Below are 17156 nucleotides of genomic sequence, written 5' to 3' on the forward strand. Positions count from 1 at the left end.
TTATTTGCCTCCTGTACGCAGACGGGGATCCAGGAAGACGTAGAGCACGTCCGCCAGGAAGTTGAAGCTGAGCATGGTGATGGTCATGATGAGCAGCTGCCCCTGAATGAGCGGGTAGTCGCGGGCCAGAATGCCCTGATAGAGGGTCAGGCCCAGGCCCGGATAGTTGAAGATCACCTCGGTGATGAGAGAGCCACCGATAACGAAACCGAGCGCCATGGAGAGGGCGGTGACGCTGGGCAGAATGGCATTGCGGGCGCCGTAGTTGAAGATCACCCGGTTGCTGGAGAGCCCCTTGGCCTTGGCCATGGTGATGTAATCCTCGCCGAGCAGGTTGATCATGTTGTTGCGCATGGTGATGAGAAAGCCCCCCACCTGCACCACGGCCAGGGTCAGCACCGGCATGATGGCGTGGGTCATGATGCTCTTGATGTGCTCCCAGCCAAAATCGGCTTTTATCTCGGGGCTGTAGGCGTAGCCGATGGGCAGCCACTCGAGGCTGACCCCGAACAGGAACAGGGCAAGCAGGGAGACCACCACAGGCGGAATGGCCTGCATCACCAGGGTGAGCGGGGAGAGAATGCTGTCCATCCGGCCGCCGCGATACCAGGCGGCGAAGATGCCGACGATGGAACCGAGGGAGAAGCTCAAAATGGTGGAGGTGCCGACCAGAAACAGGGTCCAGCCGATGGCACGGCCCAGCACGTCAGAGACCTGCTGCGGGTAGAAGCGCACCGAGGTGCCGAGATCCCAGGTGAAGACACTCTTCACATAGGTGAGAAACTGGGTGCCGATGGGGCCGTCGACAAAGCCGAAGGTGGCTTTGAGGGCTTCCAGGGCGGCGGGTTCCATCATGGCGCCAGCACGGGCAAACATCACGGAGACAGGATCCCCTGGCATGGCACGGGGTAACAGGAAGTTGATGGTGGCGGCTACCAGAAAGGCAACCAGGTAGAAGGAAAAGCGTCTCAGTATGAATCCCATGATAGTACCTTTTACTGCAAGTCTGCCCCGCGTCGGGTATAGCTACCCCAACCCCGGCGGTGCCGGGCAAGAAGGGGATTAACGGGGAAGATGGCCCCCCGCAGGGGGCCGGGATTGTTTAGCTGTTTGGCTTGAGGGACAACACGTGCAGCAGACGCTCAGGGGTATCCGGGTGGAGCTGAGGTTTCGCTACCGGGTTATCAGCACTGAACCAGCCGTTGAAGCGCTTGGTGCTGTACTCATACCAGGTCGGGTTGTTGAAGACCGGAATGATGGTCTGGTTGGCACCAACACGATCCTGGATGGCGAACATGATCTCCTTCTGCTTGGCCGCATCGGCGGTCTGGGTGAAGTCATCGATCAGCTTGTCGAGTTCGGGATCCTTGTAACGGGGCGCGGCGAAGCGGTTGCCACGGTCACCCATGTTGCGGGAGTGGAATGCAGTCTCGAAGTACTTGTGCGGGTTGGCACCGGCAAAGTAGCCCTGCAGCGCCACGTCGAAGTTGCCAGTGATCAGGTTCTCGGTCCAGACGGTCGCTTCCGGGGTGGCGGTCTTGGCGTTCAGCCCCAGCGCCTGCAGCCCTTCTACACCGATCTGAACAGTGTTGACCCAGTCGGTCCAACCGTTCGGTACCAGCACCTTGAACTCGATCTTTTTGCAGCTAGGCGTGTCGAGGAACTTGTCGCCGTCACAATCCTTGTAGCCTGCCTCTTTGAGCAGTGCTTTGGCTTTCTCCAGGTCGAACTTGTTGTACTGGCCGTACTTCTTGTCCACTTCCGGGTTGTTCCAGGCGTCAAACGCCTTGCCCAGACCTGACGGGTACTCGTTGACGGTGGGGTAGCCGTAGCCCGCGATATCCACCATGGATTGTCTGTCCATCGCCATGGAGAAGGCGCGGCGGAAGTTGATGTCGTTGAAGGCTTCGTTATTGCCCGGGTGCTTGGTCTGGAAGTTGACGTTGAACGCCACGGTACCAGAGGCCGGGAACCAATATTTGTTGTTCTTCGGATCGTTACCGACGTAGAGGCGCTCGATATCCGGTACGAAGGAGCCGAACCAGTCGATGTCCCCCTTCATGACCGCTGCCAGCACCTGGTCGTTGGTGGCCAGCTGTGGCATGCGGATACAGTCGATAGCGAGGTTGGCGTTATCCCAGTAGTGCGGGTTGCGGCACTGGGTATAGAGCTGGGCGGAGAAGTTGTCCACTTCGGTGAAGGGACCGCTGCCGACCGGCTTGTCATTGGTGAAGGCAACCGGATCTTTCACCGATTTCCACTGATGCTCCGGCACGATAGGCACCAGCACCAGATCGTTCACCACGTTGGTGTTGACCTCGGTCAGGTCGAATTTGACCTTGTTGGGGGCCAGCTTCTCGACGCTCTTGATCTGGGTCCAGATTGAGCGCTCATCCAGCGCCTTGTTGGCCTTGACCAGATTGAAGGAGAAGAGGATGTCATCGGCATCAAAGGCTTCGCCGTCAGACCACTTCACGCCATCACGCAGATCGAAGGTGACGGATTTCAGGTCATCGCTGAACGCATAGTTGGTGGCCAGACGATAGACGGGTTTGCCCCCTTGCATATCGTTGAAGATCACCAGCGGTTCATAGATGAAGTGACGGGTGGTGTGCAGCAGGCCCGCTTGCAGGAAGGGGTTGAAGTTCTTGACCCAGGCGGTTTCCTGCTGTGCGACCATGGTCAGCACGGTTTTATTGTCTGCGGCCATGGCGTTACCGGCGGCACCGGCAAGCATCATGGTTCCCAGCATTACAGCGGTAGAGATTTTGGATACTTTGGCAAGCATATGTTTTCCTTTCTTATTTTTTGGCATTCCCGAGGGTTCGCCTTGTTTTGTGTGAGCACCGGTTTCGCATGCTGATGAAATCGGCCCTCTGTGTTGGTCAGGTGTCTAACCTTTGTCGTTCTGTTTTCCAACGCCTTAAGCAAACCAGAATTAACAGGAAAACAACAACTATTGATTTCGTTGTTTTCGTAAAAATTGACAGCGTTACGTCAATCTCGTCAAAATCGATTTTTATCTGTTTAAAATCATAAGTTTGCGTTATTTGCTCTCGCGTAAGAAGTGGTTGTGAAAATGGCGTATATGACAAATTTGTGAATTGGATCTGCTCTCGGTTTCGGGGTTGTGCGGGGCTTTGTTTTGCGCAAAAAGAAACCAGATGGCCAATTGTGATCCGGCGCCCGTTCAGGGCGCCGTGTCACGGCTTGCGGTTGGCGAGTTGACGCAGGGTTTGGGCGCTGTGCTGCAACTGCTGGCGCTGGTGGTCATTGAGCGGGCAGTGGCCCAGCACATACTCGGTGGTGGCCACCACCGTCTTCCAGCGTGGTGACTTGGGCAGGGTGTCCAGACTCAGGTATTTGTCGAGGGTACGGGTCTGCGGGCTGGATCTGTCCATATAGACCCGCCACAGCTTGCTCTTCTCTGCCAGCACGATTTTGCCCTTGCCAGTCCCCTGCTGCCAGGCATCCAGGGTGAGCTGCATGGTCTCTACCAGCGCCCGGCGCAGCGGCTCGTCATCCTGCTGGCGAATGAGGTCGTCCGCCAGCGAACGGAACTCGCCGCCAAGGCGGCTCAGCTCGCCCAGCAGCTGTTCATCTTCGATGATGGCTTGCCGCGAGAGGTTCTTGAGGGCGTTCTCCAGCGCCATCACCCGGTGCTCATCCTGACGCAGCTCGGTACTCAGAGTGAGGGCGAAAGCGGCTTGTCCTCCGAGCGCGATGGGCAGGGCACGGGCGTGGAGTACGTCCTTCTGCCCGGCCACCAGAAACTCCAGATTGTGTTCCCGCTCGTTGGCAAGGTCGGGCCACTGCTGTTGCAGCGGGGTGGTGAGCCACTCATTGAGGGGCTGCCCCTCCATGGCTTCCGGCTCCTGTCCCAGCAGGCGCGCCAGCACCCGGGAGGCAAACAGCACTGTGCCCTGCTCGTCGATAAAGATCATGGGATCGGCCCCTTCGCCGAGCAGGGCCAACAGCCGCTGCTGATCCTGATGGAGCCGATCCTGCAGGGTGAGGCGATGTTCGATCTCCTGCTTCAACAACCGGTTTTCTACCAGCGAGGCCCGTCCCGCCTTGGCTTCCAGCAGTGCCTTGACCCTGGCAAACAGCTCCTCCTTGCAGAAGGGTTTGACCAGATAGTCGTTGGCACCGGCCCCGAAGCCCTCCTCGATATCCTTGGGCTGGTTGAGGGCGGTGAGCAGCAGCACCGGCAACATATCTTTCGGGTGTTGCTGGCGCAGGCGACGGCAGACGTCAAAACCGGAGAGGGTCGGCATCATCACATCGAGCAGGATGAGGTCCACCGGCTCCTCGGCCAGCTTGGCCAGCGCATCGTGGCCGTCGCTGCTGGGCAGAATGCGGTAGCCGCAGGGCTGCAGCAGATGGCGCAGGATGTGCAGGTTGATGGGCTCGTCATCCACCACCAGAATGAGCGGCGCACCCTCGGGGGGAGAGGGCAGATCGTCGCTCTCCCAGTCCGGCAGGATCAGCGGTTGCTGGCGCACCAGCTGATGCTCGATCTGGCGGCTGCCCTGGGTCAGATTGGCCGCTTTGCCGGTGGCAAGGGGCAGGGTAAAGGCGAAGGTAGAGCCAACGCTCGGCTCGCTCTCGACAAACAGCTCGCCCCCCATCAGGTGCACCAGCTGGCGGGTGATGGAGAGGCCAAGGCCGGCCCCCTGTTTGCTCACCTCCGGGCTTATCTGCACCAGTGGCTCGAAGATGTGCTCCAGATGATCGGGGGCGATGCCGATGCCGGTATCCGTGACCTTGATGCGCAGGAAGTTGTTCTCGACGATGGCACTGAGCACCACCTTGCCCTGCGGCGTGTACTTGATGGCGTTGCCCACCAGGTTGTAGAGCACCTGCTCGAGCCGCTGCTCATCGGCGAGCACCGGCGGCAGTTCGGCCGGGCTGATATCCACCAGAGTGAGGGGTTTGGCCTGCACCAGATGCTGGCAGAGATCCAGTACCAGCCGGATAACGCCCTTGGACGAGACGGGCTGGGGGTGGATCTCCAGCTGGCCGTAGCGCATCTGGTGGTAGTCCAGCAGATCGTCCACCAGGCGGGCCAGGCCGTCGGCGCTCTTGATAATGAGGCCGAGCTGCTTTTGCTGCCCTTCGGTCAAATCCTGCTGGCTGGCGAGCATTGACTCGGCCATGCCCTTGATACCGTGAATGGGGGTGCGCAGCTCGTGGGAGGTGTTGGCCAGCAGTTCATCCTTGAGCTTGTCTGCCTGCTGCAGGCTGAGGTTCTGCTTGTGGGTCAGCTTGACCTGCTGTTGCAGCTCTTGGGTCTGCTGTTCGATCAGTTCGATCTTGTCCTTCACCGAGCGCTGCATATGGCGAAACGCTTCGGCCAGCCGGTCGATATCATCGCCGGTGCGCTCGATGGCGATGGGGTGATCCAGCGCGCCGTCGGCCACCTGCTCGGCTGCTTCGGTCAGGGAGCGCAGCGGCGCCGTGATAGAGTGGGAGAGCCAGCGGGAGAAGAGGATCAGTAGCAGTACCGAGCCCGCACCCAGCACAATCACCAGGGTTTCCAGCTGGCGGATCGGGGCATAGGCTTCCCGGGTGGAGATCTCGGCGATAAAGGCCCACTCGGTATCGAACACCTTCACCTGGGTATAGGCGGCCAGCACCTCGTCATCCTGGTAGGAGCGAAACAGACCGACCCCCTGCTCGCCGGAGAGGGTCTTGGTGATAAGGGGGGTTTGCAGTGGTCGGAAGTTGGGACTGAAGCTGTTCTCGACGCTGAACTCCGGCGCCAGCCAGGCATTGGCACGCATCCGCTTGTCGGGGCCTACCAGGATGGTTTCACCGGTTTTGCCGAGCCCTTCACGCTCCGCCATGATCTGGTTGAGCTTGTCCGGCAGCAGCTCGAATATGACCACACCACGCACATAGTCGTACTGCATCACGGGGGCCGCCAGGTAGGCGACCACCTGCCCGGTCAGTTCGTTGCGGCCAAAATCGGTGAACTCGAAGATCTGTTGCGGCTTCTGACCTCCGTCGAGGCGGCGCTTGATCTTGGCGAAGGTCTGGCCCAAGCCGCTGCTCTGATAGGTGCCGGAGAGCAGATTGGTGGCAAAGTTAGGGTGCTTGGTGACCGAATAGACCACATCACCGTTAAGATCCACCAGAAAGATGTCGCTGTAGTTGGACTTGCGCACCATATCGGCATAACCGCGATGAAAACGCTGGTGCACCCGGTCATACATCTCGTCGGCGAGGATAAGCGCCGTGATGGAGGGTTCGATCTCCACCTGACTGTCCGGTTTGCGCAGTTGATCCCAGGAGCCGGGCAGATAGCGTGCCTGAGCACGGCTGCGGGCCTCCTGCGGCGTGGTGCCCAACTTCTCGAAGGCGCCGGTAAAGCCATAGAAACGGCCGATACTGTTGCCGGCAAAATCCTGCTGGGAGAAGTTGATGATCTGCTCTTTGAGGTTGTTGAAGTAATCCTCGAGCTGACTCTTTTTGATATTACGGACGGAGACCAGATGGTTGGAGGTCTGGGTGGTGAGATCCTTGCCGTGGCTATAGAGGAAGAAGAGGGTGATGACCAAAAATGGCACCATACCCAACATGAAAAAAGCCAGCATTAACTGCGGCCTGAGCCCACGAAGCGTGAAGATCCCTTTCATCTTGTGATTTTCAATTGAGAATCCGGTTATTAAGCCGCTCAAGTCTCGAACGAAAGCGTAATCATTTCAACGACTTTATCCCAAATTCGCTTGGTGGGTCACAGCTGGCTGGAGAAAAATGCAGCAAGGCGTTTAAACCCTGAGCAAACAAACTGCATCAGGGCTTAAATTGCGAAAAAGGGGTTGTGCTGGCGCTCGTGGTACGTATAATGCGCCTCGTTGTCAGGAAACTGGCACGAAAGCAGTAACGCGGGAATAGCTCAGTTGGTAGAGCACGACCTTGCCAAGGTCGGGGTCGCGAGTTCGAGTCTCGTTTCCCGCTCCAATTTTCCATCGCATCAACGATGGAACTCACTTTCAAGACAATCAGTCTTGTCAGCATGGCGCGTTAGCAAAGCGGTTATGCAGCGGATTGCAAATCCGTTTAGTCCGGTTCGACTCCGGAACGTGCCTCCATATTCTATCTGTTTATCTCAATCATCACTCTTCGAGCTGAGCCTTGGTCAGTATCCTTGCTGTACCAGTAACTGCTCGCAGCCAGCCTGTTTCCACTCGCGCTCGAGATAGTGGCTCACATCCGCCATGTTTTGCCCCCGATATTGAAACTGCACCTCGGCACTGTGCTGGTTGAGATCCGCAATCCGTTGCTTCAGGCTGCCGCATTGCCACAGGCTGACGGTGGGCACGCCCCGTTCGGCCAGCACGATGGCATCTTCCCGATTCAGTTGCCACTCCTCCAGTTGTGCCCGTGTCAGGGCAACCATCAACACCAGCAGTGCCACTTCAGGTAGTTTCATGCGTGTCTCCCTACTGCATGTTTTTCCCCTGATAACTGTGGCAAAGCGCACGATTTTCGCAAGTTTGTTAATTGTTGGTTAATAACGTAACATTATTTCAGTGATTACCGTTTTTTGCGGTTTTTTAGCAAAAAATACACCTGGCATGTAGTAATCCTACATGTAGTGGGGTAATATTTGCTCAGTGGTCTTACCAGTAAGGAGTTGCATTATGTTTCACCCCTTTTCCCTGACTCAGATTATTATGCGTCGCATTTATGTATTGCTGGTGGGCATTCTGGCTTTTCCCGTGATGCTATTTCGCAGCGATCGTGCACGCTTCTACAGCTATTTGCACCGGATCTGGAACAAAACCAGCACCAAACCGGTTTGGCTCAAAATGAGCGAGCGTGGCGAGCGGATCTTCTACTAAATCCCATTCGCACGATCTGGTGCAAAAAATAGGTGTAAAAAAGAGACAGCATTGGCTGTCTCTTTTTTTATCTGCTGGTCTGGAGCCCTCTCTTCCGGCCATCCGCCCGTCTGTGGGGGGGGAGTGTTTAATGCGTATATCGTGACTGGTGCTATCCGCTCACAGTAGTTGTGACCGGATCGCTTGGCGGTGCTCGTTCTCTACACACCGGACAAGGGAAGTGTTGGCCGAATGGCAAGGGGGCTTATCGCGAGGTGAAATCTGCAGGAGGCCGAAGGCAAAATGCGGGTCTGAAGAATGGGAAGCAGTAATGCACCGTTTAGTCGAGCGAGCAAGATGATGAAGGCCGCACTGAATGAAGTCAGAGCGTGGCGTTCGTTGTGTTAACAGTGTGGGGTCAGACATATGCATCAAGCGTACATAGAGAAAGTGCTTTGAGGAATTGGGGTTGGCATTGCTGCAGGCGTAGCATAGAGAGCGCTTGAGTTAACGTGAACACGCAGTATGCGGGACCTCATCCAAGATGTGGTAAGCGTGTGGTAGTTGGAGACTCTCCTGCTTGAGCTGCAGAACCGCTTATCAGCAGTAGATTGGTTGGTTTAATCCGGTGAGATGACAACCTGGTTGCGCCCCTGGCCTTTGGCCTGATAAAGGGCCCGGTCTGCCATCATCAGCAGATAGTCTATGCTCTCTTGCCCCTTCATGGTGGCACACCCCAGACTAATGGTGAGAGAGATCCAATCCCCTTGCCACGATAACTTGGTGGTGCTGACATGCTGGCGCAGCTGCTCGGCACGACGTGCCGCCTGTTCAATGGTGCAACCCGGCAGGATCAGCAGGAACTCCTCCCCGCCCCAGCGGGCCAGACTCTCTCCCGGTAACAGCTGGTCGGCCATGGTGTGGGCGACAGAACAGAGCACGGCATCCCCCGCAGGATGGCCGAAAGTGTCATTAACCTGTTTGAAATGGTCGATATCTCCCAGCACTACCGAAAGGGGCTCACCTTGCAACCAAAGGGCCTGCAGCTGTTGCTGGGCGCCACGCCGGTTGGTCAGTTCGGTGAGGGGATCGGTGCAGGAGAGGCGGCTCACCTCTTCCACCATGCACTGCAGGTCGTGGATATCGCGAAAGGTGATGATATGGCCATCCGGGATGGCATCGGCTCCCAGCTGGGCAGTGACGATAAACCAGCGCGATTGACCGCTTTTGCAGCGGATCAGCGCAGGCATCTCGGCGACCTCCAGTCCTTGCGACAAACTCTGTTCTACCTGGGAGTGCCAGGAGTCAATGATGGTGCGGCGATACCCTTCATCCGGGTAGGCGACCTGAAACCAGGAGGCCATGTCAGGCAGATCGTCTAGGTTGTAGCCCAGCTGCTCAATAAAGGCTTTATTCAGGAAGCGGTGGCGCCGCTGCGGGATCATGTCGGGTGAGCCGCCATCGTGACGGGCAATGGATTCTGACACCAGAATAGGCAGCGGGATCACATCGAAGGAGCGAAACAGCATCTGCTGCAGTTGTTGGTCATCCATGGGCAAAACTCGGCTCCCTGCTCACCCTTTAACCTGATTACATTAAGTGAAGGCGTGTTGCCGGTAAACTCATTTATTGCAGTTGCAGTTGCAGGGCATGGAGATAAGCTGGACCCTGCCGAGGGGTCTGATGTTGGTCGATTTTCAGGTGTCTGATTGCCATAAAATAACAAAGCCGCTTCTATCTGGAGCGGCTTTTTCGTTAGGTCATGGCTATACGCAATCAGGCTGGCTGCTTGCCATCTTCTGCGGGCGGCGGCAGGGCGGCGGAGTTGGACTCCACCTTCTGCTCTTCGCCCTGCATGTTCTTGATATAGACATCCATCTGGTTGAAGGCGATCTCGATGCCGTTCTCGCGGAACAGCTGGTCGATCTTGCGGTTCAACTCGTCCACTGCCGGGTTGCGATCACCCAGTTCGCTCACGAAGAAGCGCAGCTCGTGATCCAGGGTGCTAGCGCCAAAGGTGAGGAAGTAGACGATAGGAGCCGGGTCTTTCAAGACGCGGCTGTTCTCTTCCGCAGCCTGTTTGAGCAGGGTACGGGTCAGCTCCAGATCCGAGCCATACGCCACGCCCACCCGCACGATGACACGGGTGACGGTATCACTCAGCGACCAGTTGATCAGCCGTTCGGTCATCAGCTGCTGGTTAGGGATAATCACCTCTTTGCGGTCGAAGTCAGTCAGGGTGGTGGCGCGAATGCGGATCCGCGAGACGGTACCGGAGAAGGAGCCGATGGTGACGGTGTCACCGATCCGCACCGGACGCTCGAACAGGATAATGATGCCGGAGACGAAGTTGGAGAGGATCTCCTTCATGCCGAAACCGATACCGACCGACAGACCACCCGCTACCCACTGCAGCTTGTCCCACTGCACGCCCATCATGGAGAGAGCAGTCAGGGAGCCGAAACCGATCAGCAGGTAGTTGAGCATGGTGGTGATGGCGTAGGCGGTACCCTGAGCCAGATTGAGCTTGGAGAGCACCAGCACCTCCAGCAAGCCCGGCAGGTTGCGCGCCAGTGACCAGGCACCGCCGAGCATCAGGAAGCCGATCAGCACGTCACTCAGGCTGATGGGGAACTGCATGGCGTTGGCGCCGCTGCCTTCACTGCGGTACCAGAGCTCTATGCTGTCGAGGTAAGAAAAGACAGCCACCAGATCTGACCAGAGCCAATAGAAGGCGACGCCGAAGATCAGCAGCAGCACGGTACGGGTCAGACGCAGTGACTGTTGGCTGACATCTTCCAGAGCCATAGGTTGTTCTTCGACTGACTCGCCACCTTCCGCATCTTCCGAAGATTTGTGCTCACGTTTGGCCACGGCGCGGCGATAGGCCAGACGACGAGCGGCCAATTCCAGACCACGCAGGGCGGTGCGGTAGACCAGGCTCCAGATAATGATGAGGTAGAAGGATTCAATCAGCCGACCGGTCAGCTTCAGCGCGGTATAGTAGTAACCGAGCACCGCCAGCACGATCAGTGCTACTGGTGCCAGTGCCAGAGCGATAGCAATCAGCGACTGCTGCATGCTCGCCTCGCCCTTGATGCGGGCGCGGGAGATAGGAAACACCAGATAGGCAGCCACTCCCAGCAGGGTCAGAGTCATGGCCTGACCGATGACATCATTACCCAGGGTAGAGGGTTCAACCACCGCCTTGGTCGCCAGCATGATGAGCGGTAGCAGCGGCAGCCAGAGGTAGCGCATGCTGGTGTGCTTGGCCTGCAGCTCCGCTTTCGGGATCCGGAAGTGGGTCTCGGCGATGCCACCCGGGCGCATGACGGCCAGGTAGACGCTGAACACCAGATGACCCAGAGCCAGATTGATGGTGATCTGGAACATCAATTTGGGGCTGAGCAGACCGCTATAGCTGAGCAACAGGCCGCCAGCCAGAATAAACAGGCTGCCCGGCAGACGCTGCAGCACGGTGTAAAAGAGAGCGACAGGAGTGTGCCACTGGTTGTCCTGACGGAAACGACCAAGGTCTTTGGCTATTTTCTTCTGATGTTCGGCAAGGGTAGGGCGTTTCCACATCAGCAGACCGCCAATCAGCAACAGCGGGAAGGCGAGCAGGGAGATCCCCAACAGCTCTTCGCGCCAGCGTGTCCAATCCGGTTTCAATACCCAGTCGGAGGCTTGTTTATAAGCCTGTGAAGGCCAATTGATAAACCACTTGCTGTCGATGGGCTTGTTGCTGCTTACCCAGAAGATGTGCTGTTGCAGGGTAAATTCGATGGCCGCATGGGTACGAGCAAGTTGCTGCTGAGTCAGCTGCAGGCTGATGGCGTTGGTAAGCTGGCTGTCGAGCTGGCGGTTAAGCTGGTCGAGCAGATTGATACGGGTATCGAGCAGTTTGGCAAGGCTGGCCTTGTCTTCTTCGCTGACCGGCTCCCTGCTGCTGGCGATCAAGTTGTCCAGATAGAGGTTCTTCTGAAACAGCTGGTCACGCTGCTGGCTCAGTTCAAACTGGGCCAGATGGAGATCGGCGATCTGCTCTTCCAGGTTCTTGACGGCAGTGGTCGGTGCCGCTTCCAGCTGCTGGTAGAGCTGATAGAGGATGCGTGACAGCAGCAGGTTTCCCTTGAGCATCTGCACCTGTTCATTGAGGTTGCGCTCGGTCTGGATGCCGCGCTCCAGCCAGCTCTTGGCTTGCAGGTTTTTCTGCACCAGGGCGTTGAGGCTGCTGGTGACGCTAATGAGCTGCTGGCTGAGCTGGTGGTTAAGCTCCTGCTCTCTTTGCACTAGCGGGCTGGATTGGGTGGCGACTAGCTCACCGGTCTGCTCGGCCGTTTTTTCGGTGTCGCCAAGGCGCTTGGCACTGCTCTGATCCTGCAGCAGCTGCAGTTTCTGCTCTTCGCTGGCCAGACGGGTACTCTGGTAGTCGCGTTGTTTGATCGCCAGATCCTGCATGCTGGTACGGTTGTCCAGCTGCTTTTGCAGATGGGCCAGTTGCAGGTCGAGCAGAGCATGCTCGGCACCGAGCTTCATCTTCTCGGCGACGGAGACGTTTTCACCCGCGTTGAGGCGGTTGCGGATCTCCTGACTGCGCTGATAGGCCCGGCTCATGCTGGTCTGGGCACGCTCCGGCAGGGTTTGCAGGCTGGTGAGCTGGCTGGCGATGGTGCCGAGGGCCTCCTGGGCCGCCTGCATATTGGCCAGTACTTCCGGTTGACGAGCGTCTAGCTCTGCCAGGCTCATGCTGGCGTATTCGTCTTTGATCTGTTCGGCGCTCTTGCCCTTGGTCAGTGCATCAAGCTTGGCGCTGATCTCTTTGAGTTCGGTGGGCAGGTTGCGAAGCCGTTGGGCTTGGGTCTTGGCCTTCGCCTCTTCCTTGTCGATGCTGTCGAGCAGGGCGAGGGTTTCGGTCAGTAACTTCTGCTCCGTCAGCTGACTGGTGGTCAGGGTCTCTGACTTACCCAGACCATCCAGTGCTCGTTGCACTGCGCTGCGGGAGGGGACATCTTGCGCCATGGCTTGCGAGACGCAGAGGCTGGCGAGGAGGCAGAGTAGCGGCAACAGGGTGGCCGAGACGCTTTTAAAACGTATTGAGGGCATATAACTTCCGGGCTATTACGCGATATTCGGGAGATTTCCCGCATAGATTAAATTCGCGTGGATTCTAACACCGGGCTTGTCAGGTAAGCAGGGGGGAGGGACAAAAAAAACGGCGCCCGCAGGCGCCGTTTTCAACTCGTTCAGCTCTGATTAAAGAACGTGAACAGAAGCGGTGTTGGTGGTGCCGCTCGGTACCAGAGCACCGGAGACCATCACAACAACGTCACCTTTCAGACCCATGCCGATTTCCAGCGCGGCTTCTTTACCGATGCGATAGAAATCGTCGGTAGAGGCGATGCTGTCAACCACGTGAGCAACCACACCCTTGGTCAGAACCAGTTGGGCAGCAGTTTTCTTGTTGGTGGTGATAGCCAGGATCCAGGCTTTCGGGAAGTACTTGCGAATGGCCTTGGCAGACTTGCCGCCTTCGGTAGCGACCACGATCAGCGGGGCGTCCAGCTTCTCGGAGGTCTCTACGGCGCCTTTACATACGGCTTCGGTGATGCGCAGCTTGTTGCTGTCGTTGGCAGCAGACAGGTTGGACGGCATCACGGCATCGGTACGCTCGCAGATGGTGGCCATGATGGTCACGGCTTCCAGCGGGTACTTACCCTTGGCGGATTCACCGGACAGCATGACTGCATCGGTACCGTCCAGGATGGCGTTCGCTACGTCGCCAGCTTCGGCGCGGGTCGGACGCGGGTTCTTGATCATGGAGTCCAGCATCTGGGTGGCAGTGATAACCACTTTGCGGGCTTTGTTACACTTGGCGATGATCATCTTCTGGGCGAAGATCACTTCTTCAACCGGGATCTCTACACCCATGTCGCCACGCGCAACCATGATGCCGTCGGAAACAGCCAGGATCTCGTCGAAGTTGTCCAGACCTTCCTGGTTTTCGATCTTGGAGATGATCTGGATGTTCTCGCCACCGTGAGCTTTCAGGTGCTCACGGATTTCCAGCACGTCTTCTTTTTTGCGGATGAAAGAAGCTGCAACGAAGTCAACGCTCTGCTCGCAACCGAAGATCAGGTCGCGCTTGTCTTTCTCGGCCAGGGCCGGCAGCTTGATGGAGACGCCCGGCAGGTTAACACCTTTGTTCTCGCCCAGATCACCGTTGTTCAGCACTTTACAGACCACTTCGCGCTCGGTGATTTCGATAACGTCCAGACCGATCAGGCCGTCATCAACCAGGATGCGGTTGCCGACGCGCAGATCGTTGGCGAAACCCGGGTAGGTTACGGCCACTTTGTCTTTGTTGCCAACCACGGTCTGGTCGGTGGTGAAGGTGAAAGTCTGGCCGGCGACCAGCGCAACATCGTTGCCGCCTTCCAGCTTCATGGTACGGATTTCCGGGCCCTTGGTGTCCAGCAGGATAGCAGCGTGCTTGCCGGTCTCGGCCATCACAGCGCGCAGGTTGCTGATGCGGCCGCCGTGCTCGGCGTAGTCACCGTGGGAGAAGTTCAGGCGCATGACGTTCATGCCGGCGTCCAGCATTTTGGCCAGCATTTCTTTGGATTCGGTCTTCGGACCGATGGTGCAGACAATTTTGGTCTTTTTCATGTCAATCTTCATGGTTAAGGAATTTCCGCCGAGCAATATACACCAGTTTTTGGAATCTTTTTATGATCCAGAAACAACGTTTTGACCAGATAACGTTTTCTTTTCAGGGATAACGTTTTCCTGTGAGTCACATTTTAGAGCATACGGCTACAGGTTTAGGCTGAAGGGATACAAATGTTGCCATCTGTGGTTGTTTGGCCGGGTGGCGGTTCAAATGTTGTAAAATGACCACCCGCCCGCTGTCACCGTCTTGTCACCGGCTTGCGCAAAAATGTTAGTTCATTGGCGCACGGGTGAAGGGGGGCGGCATGAAAAACAGCGATGAAACCGGATGGGCTCTGCTCTTGCTGGGCACCGCCCTGCTGCTGGTTCAGACACTGCCAGCCCGCTACTGGCCTGATAATGCCGGTCTGCTGGCGATCTTCTCCCATCCGGGGAAAGGGGAGGCGGCCGCCGAGGTTGTGGTGTGGCGAGAGTGGCAGGATCACAGTGCCGCGACCCGCATGGCGCTTCGTGCAGCCCGACCGCAGCCGGAAGCGACGCAGCCTTGATATCTATTGCTGCTTACCGGTCGTGAAGGCGTGAAATTATCAACCATTGGTTGATAGTGCTTATCTATCTCGTTGGATTGTTCACCTTTCATGGCGGGGGGATAATCGATTCCAACAGCGATATCCCCTCCGGTATCGCCCCCTGATACCTGGTTGGAGTCTGTTTTATGTCCCTCGCCCCCGTCTGGTTTATCTCTCACGGCGCACCGGATCTGGTGCTGCGTGAGCAACCCGCCACCCGCTTTCTGCGAACCCTGCGTCTGGGTGAGCTCAAGGGGCTGGTGGTCATCTCCGCCCACTGGTTCAGCCGCGAGTTGCAGCTCAACGTCGAGCCCAAACCGGCCTTGATGTACGACTTTTACGGCTTTCCCGAGCCCCTCTACCGGATGCGCTGGCCTGCCAGCAGCCCCGAGTGGCTGCAACAAGGAGTGAGCGAGCAACTGGCACTGGCGGGACTGACTGCTACCCCGGTGCGGCGCGAGCTGGATCACGGGGTCTGGTCGCCGCTCTCCCTGATCGACCCGGAGAGCGAGATCCCGCTGGTGCAGATCTCCATCCCCGCCAGCTTCACCCCGGCCCAGTTGTGGCAGTTGGGAGAGGTATTGGGGGCGCTGCGCAGTGAGGGGATTGGCATCCTCGCCTCCGGCGCCATCACCCACAACCTGCGGGCGCTGGGGCCGGAAGACTCGCCGGTGCCGGAGTGGGCCAGCCAGTTTGTCGACTGGCTGGAGCAGAAGATGGCCGATGAGGATCGGCTGGTGCTGCTTGATTATCGACAACGAGCCCCCGGCGCGGTGGAGTCCCATCCCCATGACGATCACCTGCGTCCGCTCTTTGTGGCGTTGGGGGCGGCTGATGGTGTGGCACCCACCCGGCTGCACGAAAGCTGGGATGGCGGCAGCCTCTATATGGGCGCCTACCGCTTCGGTTGAATGAATATTGAGCGTTATAGAGTTATTGGGTTAATCAGCATTTCTTTATTGAAAATGTGAGAGATGAAAATTTGTGCAAGTTATCAGCGAACGGCTTAACAATAAATTATAATAACAGGAATGACAATTGCTGATCAATATGCATTCTGTTGTGCCGGATATCCATTTTTTGTATGGCAATATATCGGTGATATGCAGATTTATTACTGAGAGATATCGTTTTCTATAGTTTAAAACTTTATGAAATTGTGAATTTGCTGTTTTCGTTAATTACAGGTAAAAGATTCCTCTTGTCTTTTCGTGAGGCAAGATTCTTTTAGTTTTTGATGGAAACGGGTATGACATATCGGATGTTACTTTTTGGCACGGCCGCCATACTGTTATCACCGCTGGCGATCGCCGATGACAGATCTTCACAGAAAGCGTCACCATGGAGTGGTCTGCTGGAAGCTGATTATACGAGCAACTTCTATAAAAGGGGCTCTTACCATGAAGCGAGGACAGTTGGTCTAACGGGTATTGTTGATTACAAATTTGTCAATGATAGCAAGTTGAGCGTTAACTTGGCTGGTTTCCACTCGCTGGATAACCCGCAAGGGCAATATTGGCGTGATGGTTGGCTTAAGTATGGTCATTCCAGACTACTTGAACTGAATCGCTGGGCCACATTAGGCATGGATGGCAGCATACGCATGCCGATGTCTGAGCAGAGTAAAAAAGATGACTTGCACACCTCTCTGAGGGTTGCCGCACCTCTAAAGATTGATCTCGATTCGCTGCTGACCTCGCTTGAATTTACCTGGCAACCCAGGTTGATGAAGAATTTCCATGAGTACAAAACTCGGGGTGGCCAAACCCTGAAGGAGTGGACGTTGGAGAATTTACTGAGTCTTGACTATGCCCCTTGGGAAAAATGGTCTTTTAATCTCAGTATGATTTTAAATAGCCACTGGACGTACTCTGGAAACCGTAAAAAGGATGACTATATTCATTCGGAGAGTCTGTTCTACGAGTTTAATAAGTCATGGTCAGTAGGATTGATGTACTCCAACACCGGCATTGTCTATGACCTTGAGCGAGGTGCAACAGGCTCCGTCTCGCTATATGACAAGCAAAATTCAACCTGGTCGTTGTTGGTTGATTACAGTTTTTAATTAATAAAAATAAAATATAAA

11 protein-coding genes and 2 tRNA genes are annotated in these 17156 nt (G+C 56.5%); 6 read left to right on the forward strand and 7 right to left on the reverse strand.

From position 1 onward, the window contains the following. From BN1117_RS14745 to BN1117_RS14755, 3 genes are all read right to left on the reverse strand, one after another. A complete protein-coding gene (locus tag BN1117_RS14745) occupies positions 1-984 on the reverse strand; it encodes an ABC transporter permease (protein WP_040098561.1) in 984 nt (327 codons plus the stop codon). Between the two features lie 118 nt (positions 985-1102). After that, on the reverse strand, positions 1103-2788 hold the full coding sequence (locus BN1117_RS14750) for an ABC transporter substrate-binding protein (protein WP_040098563.1): 1686 nt from the start codon (positions 2786-2788) through the stop codon (positions 1103-1105). A 415-nt stretch (positions 2789-3203) separates the two neighbouring features. Further along, on the reverse strand, positions 3204-6641 hold the full coding sequence (locus tag BN1117_RS14755; RefSeq protein WP_040098564.1) for an ATP-binding protein: 3438 nt from the start codon (positions 6639-6641) through the stop codon (positions 3204-3206). Between the two features lie 249 nt (positions 6642-6890). On the opposite strand from BN1117_RS14755, the gene BN1117_RS14760 reads away from it, so the two are divergent. Together BN1117_RS14760 and BN1117_RS14765 are read left to right on the forward strand one after the other, a co-directional pair. Beyond that, a tRNA-Gly gene (locus BN1117_RS14760) sits at positions 6891-6966 on the forward strand. Between the two features lie 57 nt (positions 6967-7023). Further along, a tRNA-Cys gene (locus BN1117_RS14765) sits at positions 7024-7097 on the forward strand. A 47-nt stretch (positions 7098-7144) separates the two neighbouring features. On the opposite strand, the gene BN1117_RS14770 is transcribed toward BN1117_RS14765, so the two are convergent. After that, on the reverse strand, positions 7145-7438 hold the full coding sequence (locus BN1117_RS14770) for a hypothetical protein (protein WP_040098566.1): 294 nt from the start codon (positions 7436-7438) through the stop codon (positions 7145-7147). Positions 7439-7649: 211 nt separating this feature from the next. On the opposite strand from BN1117_RS14770, the gene BN1117_RS14775 reads away from it, so the two are divergent. Then, positions 7650-7850, forward strand: coding sequence for a YbfA family protein (locus BN1117_RS14775; protein WP_040098567.1), 201 nt, complete (start codon positions 7650-7652; stop codon positions 7848-7850). Positions 7851-8449: 599 nt separating this feature from the next. On the opposite strand, the gene BN1117_RS14780 is transcribed toward BN1117_RS14775, so the two are convergent. From BN1117_RS14780 to pykF, 3 genes are all read right to left on the reverse strand, one after another. Continuing rightward, the gene (locus BN1117_RS14780; protein WP_040098569.1) at positions 8450-9382 is read right to left on the reverse strand and encodes a GGDEF domain-containing protein; all 933 of its coding nucleotides are present in this window, start codon (positions 9380-9382) and stop codon (positions 8450-8452) included. A gap of 223 nt (positions 9383-9605) precedes the next feature. Then, positions 9606-12935: a mechanosensitive channel MscK gene (gene mscK / locus BN1117_RS14785; RefSeq protein WP_040098571.1), complete on the reverse strand. Its 3330-nt coding sequence runs from the start codon at positions 12933-12935 to the stop codon at positions 9606-9608. Positions 12936-13085: 150 nt separating this feature from the next. After that, positions 13086-14498, reverse strand: coding sequence for a pyruvate kinase PykF (gene pykF, locus BN1117_RS14790; RefSeq protein ID WP_040098573.1), 1413 nt, complete (start codon positions 14496-14498; stop codon positions 13086-13088). A 308-nt stretch (positions 14499-14806) separates the two neighbouring features. Here pykF and BN1117_RS14795 point away from each other — a divergent pair, with 308 nt between their 5' ends. From BN1117_RS14795 to BN1117_RS14805, 3 genes are all read left to right on the forward strand, one after another. Next, positions 14807-15049 carry a hypothetical protein gene (locus tag BN1117_RS14795; RefSeq protein ID WP_040098575.1) on the forward strand — a complete coding sequence of 81 codons (243 nt, stop codon included), beginning with the start codon at positions 14807-14809 and terminating at the stop codon, positions 15047-15049. Positions 15050-15216: 167 nt separating this feature from the next. Next, on the forward strand, positions 15217-15981 hold the full coding sequence (locus tag BN1117_RS14800; protein WP_040098577.1) for a DODA-type extradiol aromatic ring-opening family dioxygenase: 765 nt from the start codon (positions 15217-15219) through the stop codon (positions 15979-15981). A 338-nt stretch (positions 15982-16319) separates the two neighbouring features. Beyond that, positions 16320-17135, forward strand: coding sequence for a hypothetical protein (locus BN1117_RS14805; protein WP_040098578.1), 816 nt, complete (start codon positions 16320-16322; stop codon positions 17133-17135). The last annotated feature ends 21 nt before the right edge of the window (positions 17136-17156 follow it).

The organism is Aeromonas australiensis (assembly GCF_000819725.1).
GTDB classification, from domain to species: Bacteria; Pseudomonadota; Gammaproteobacteria; order Enterobacterales; family Aeromonadaceae; genus Aeromonas; species Aeromonas australiensis.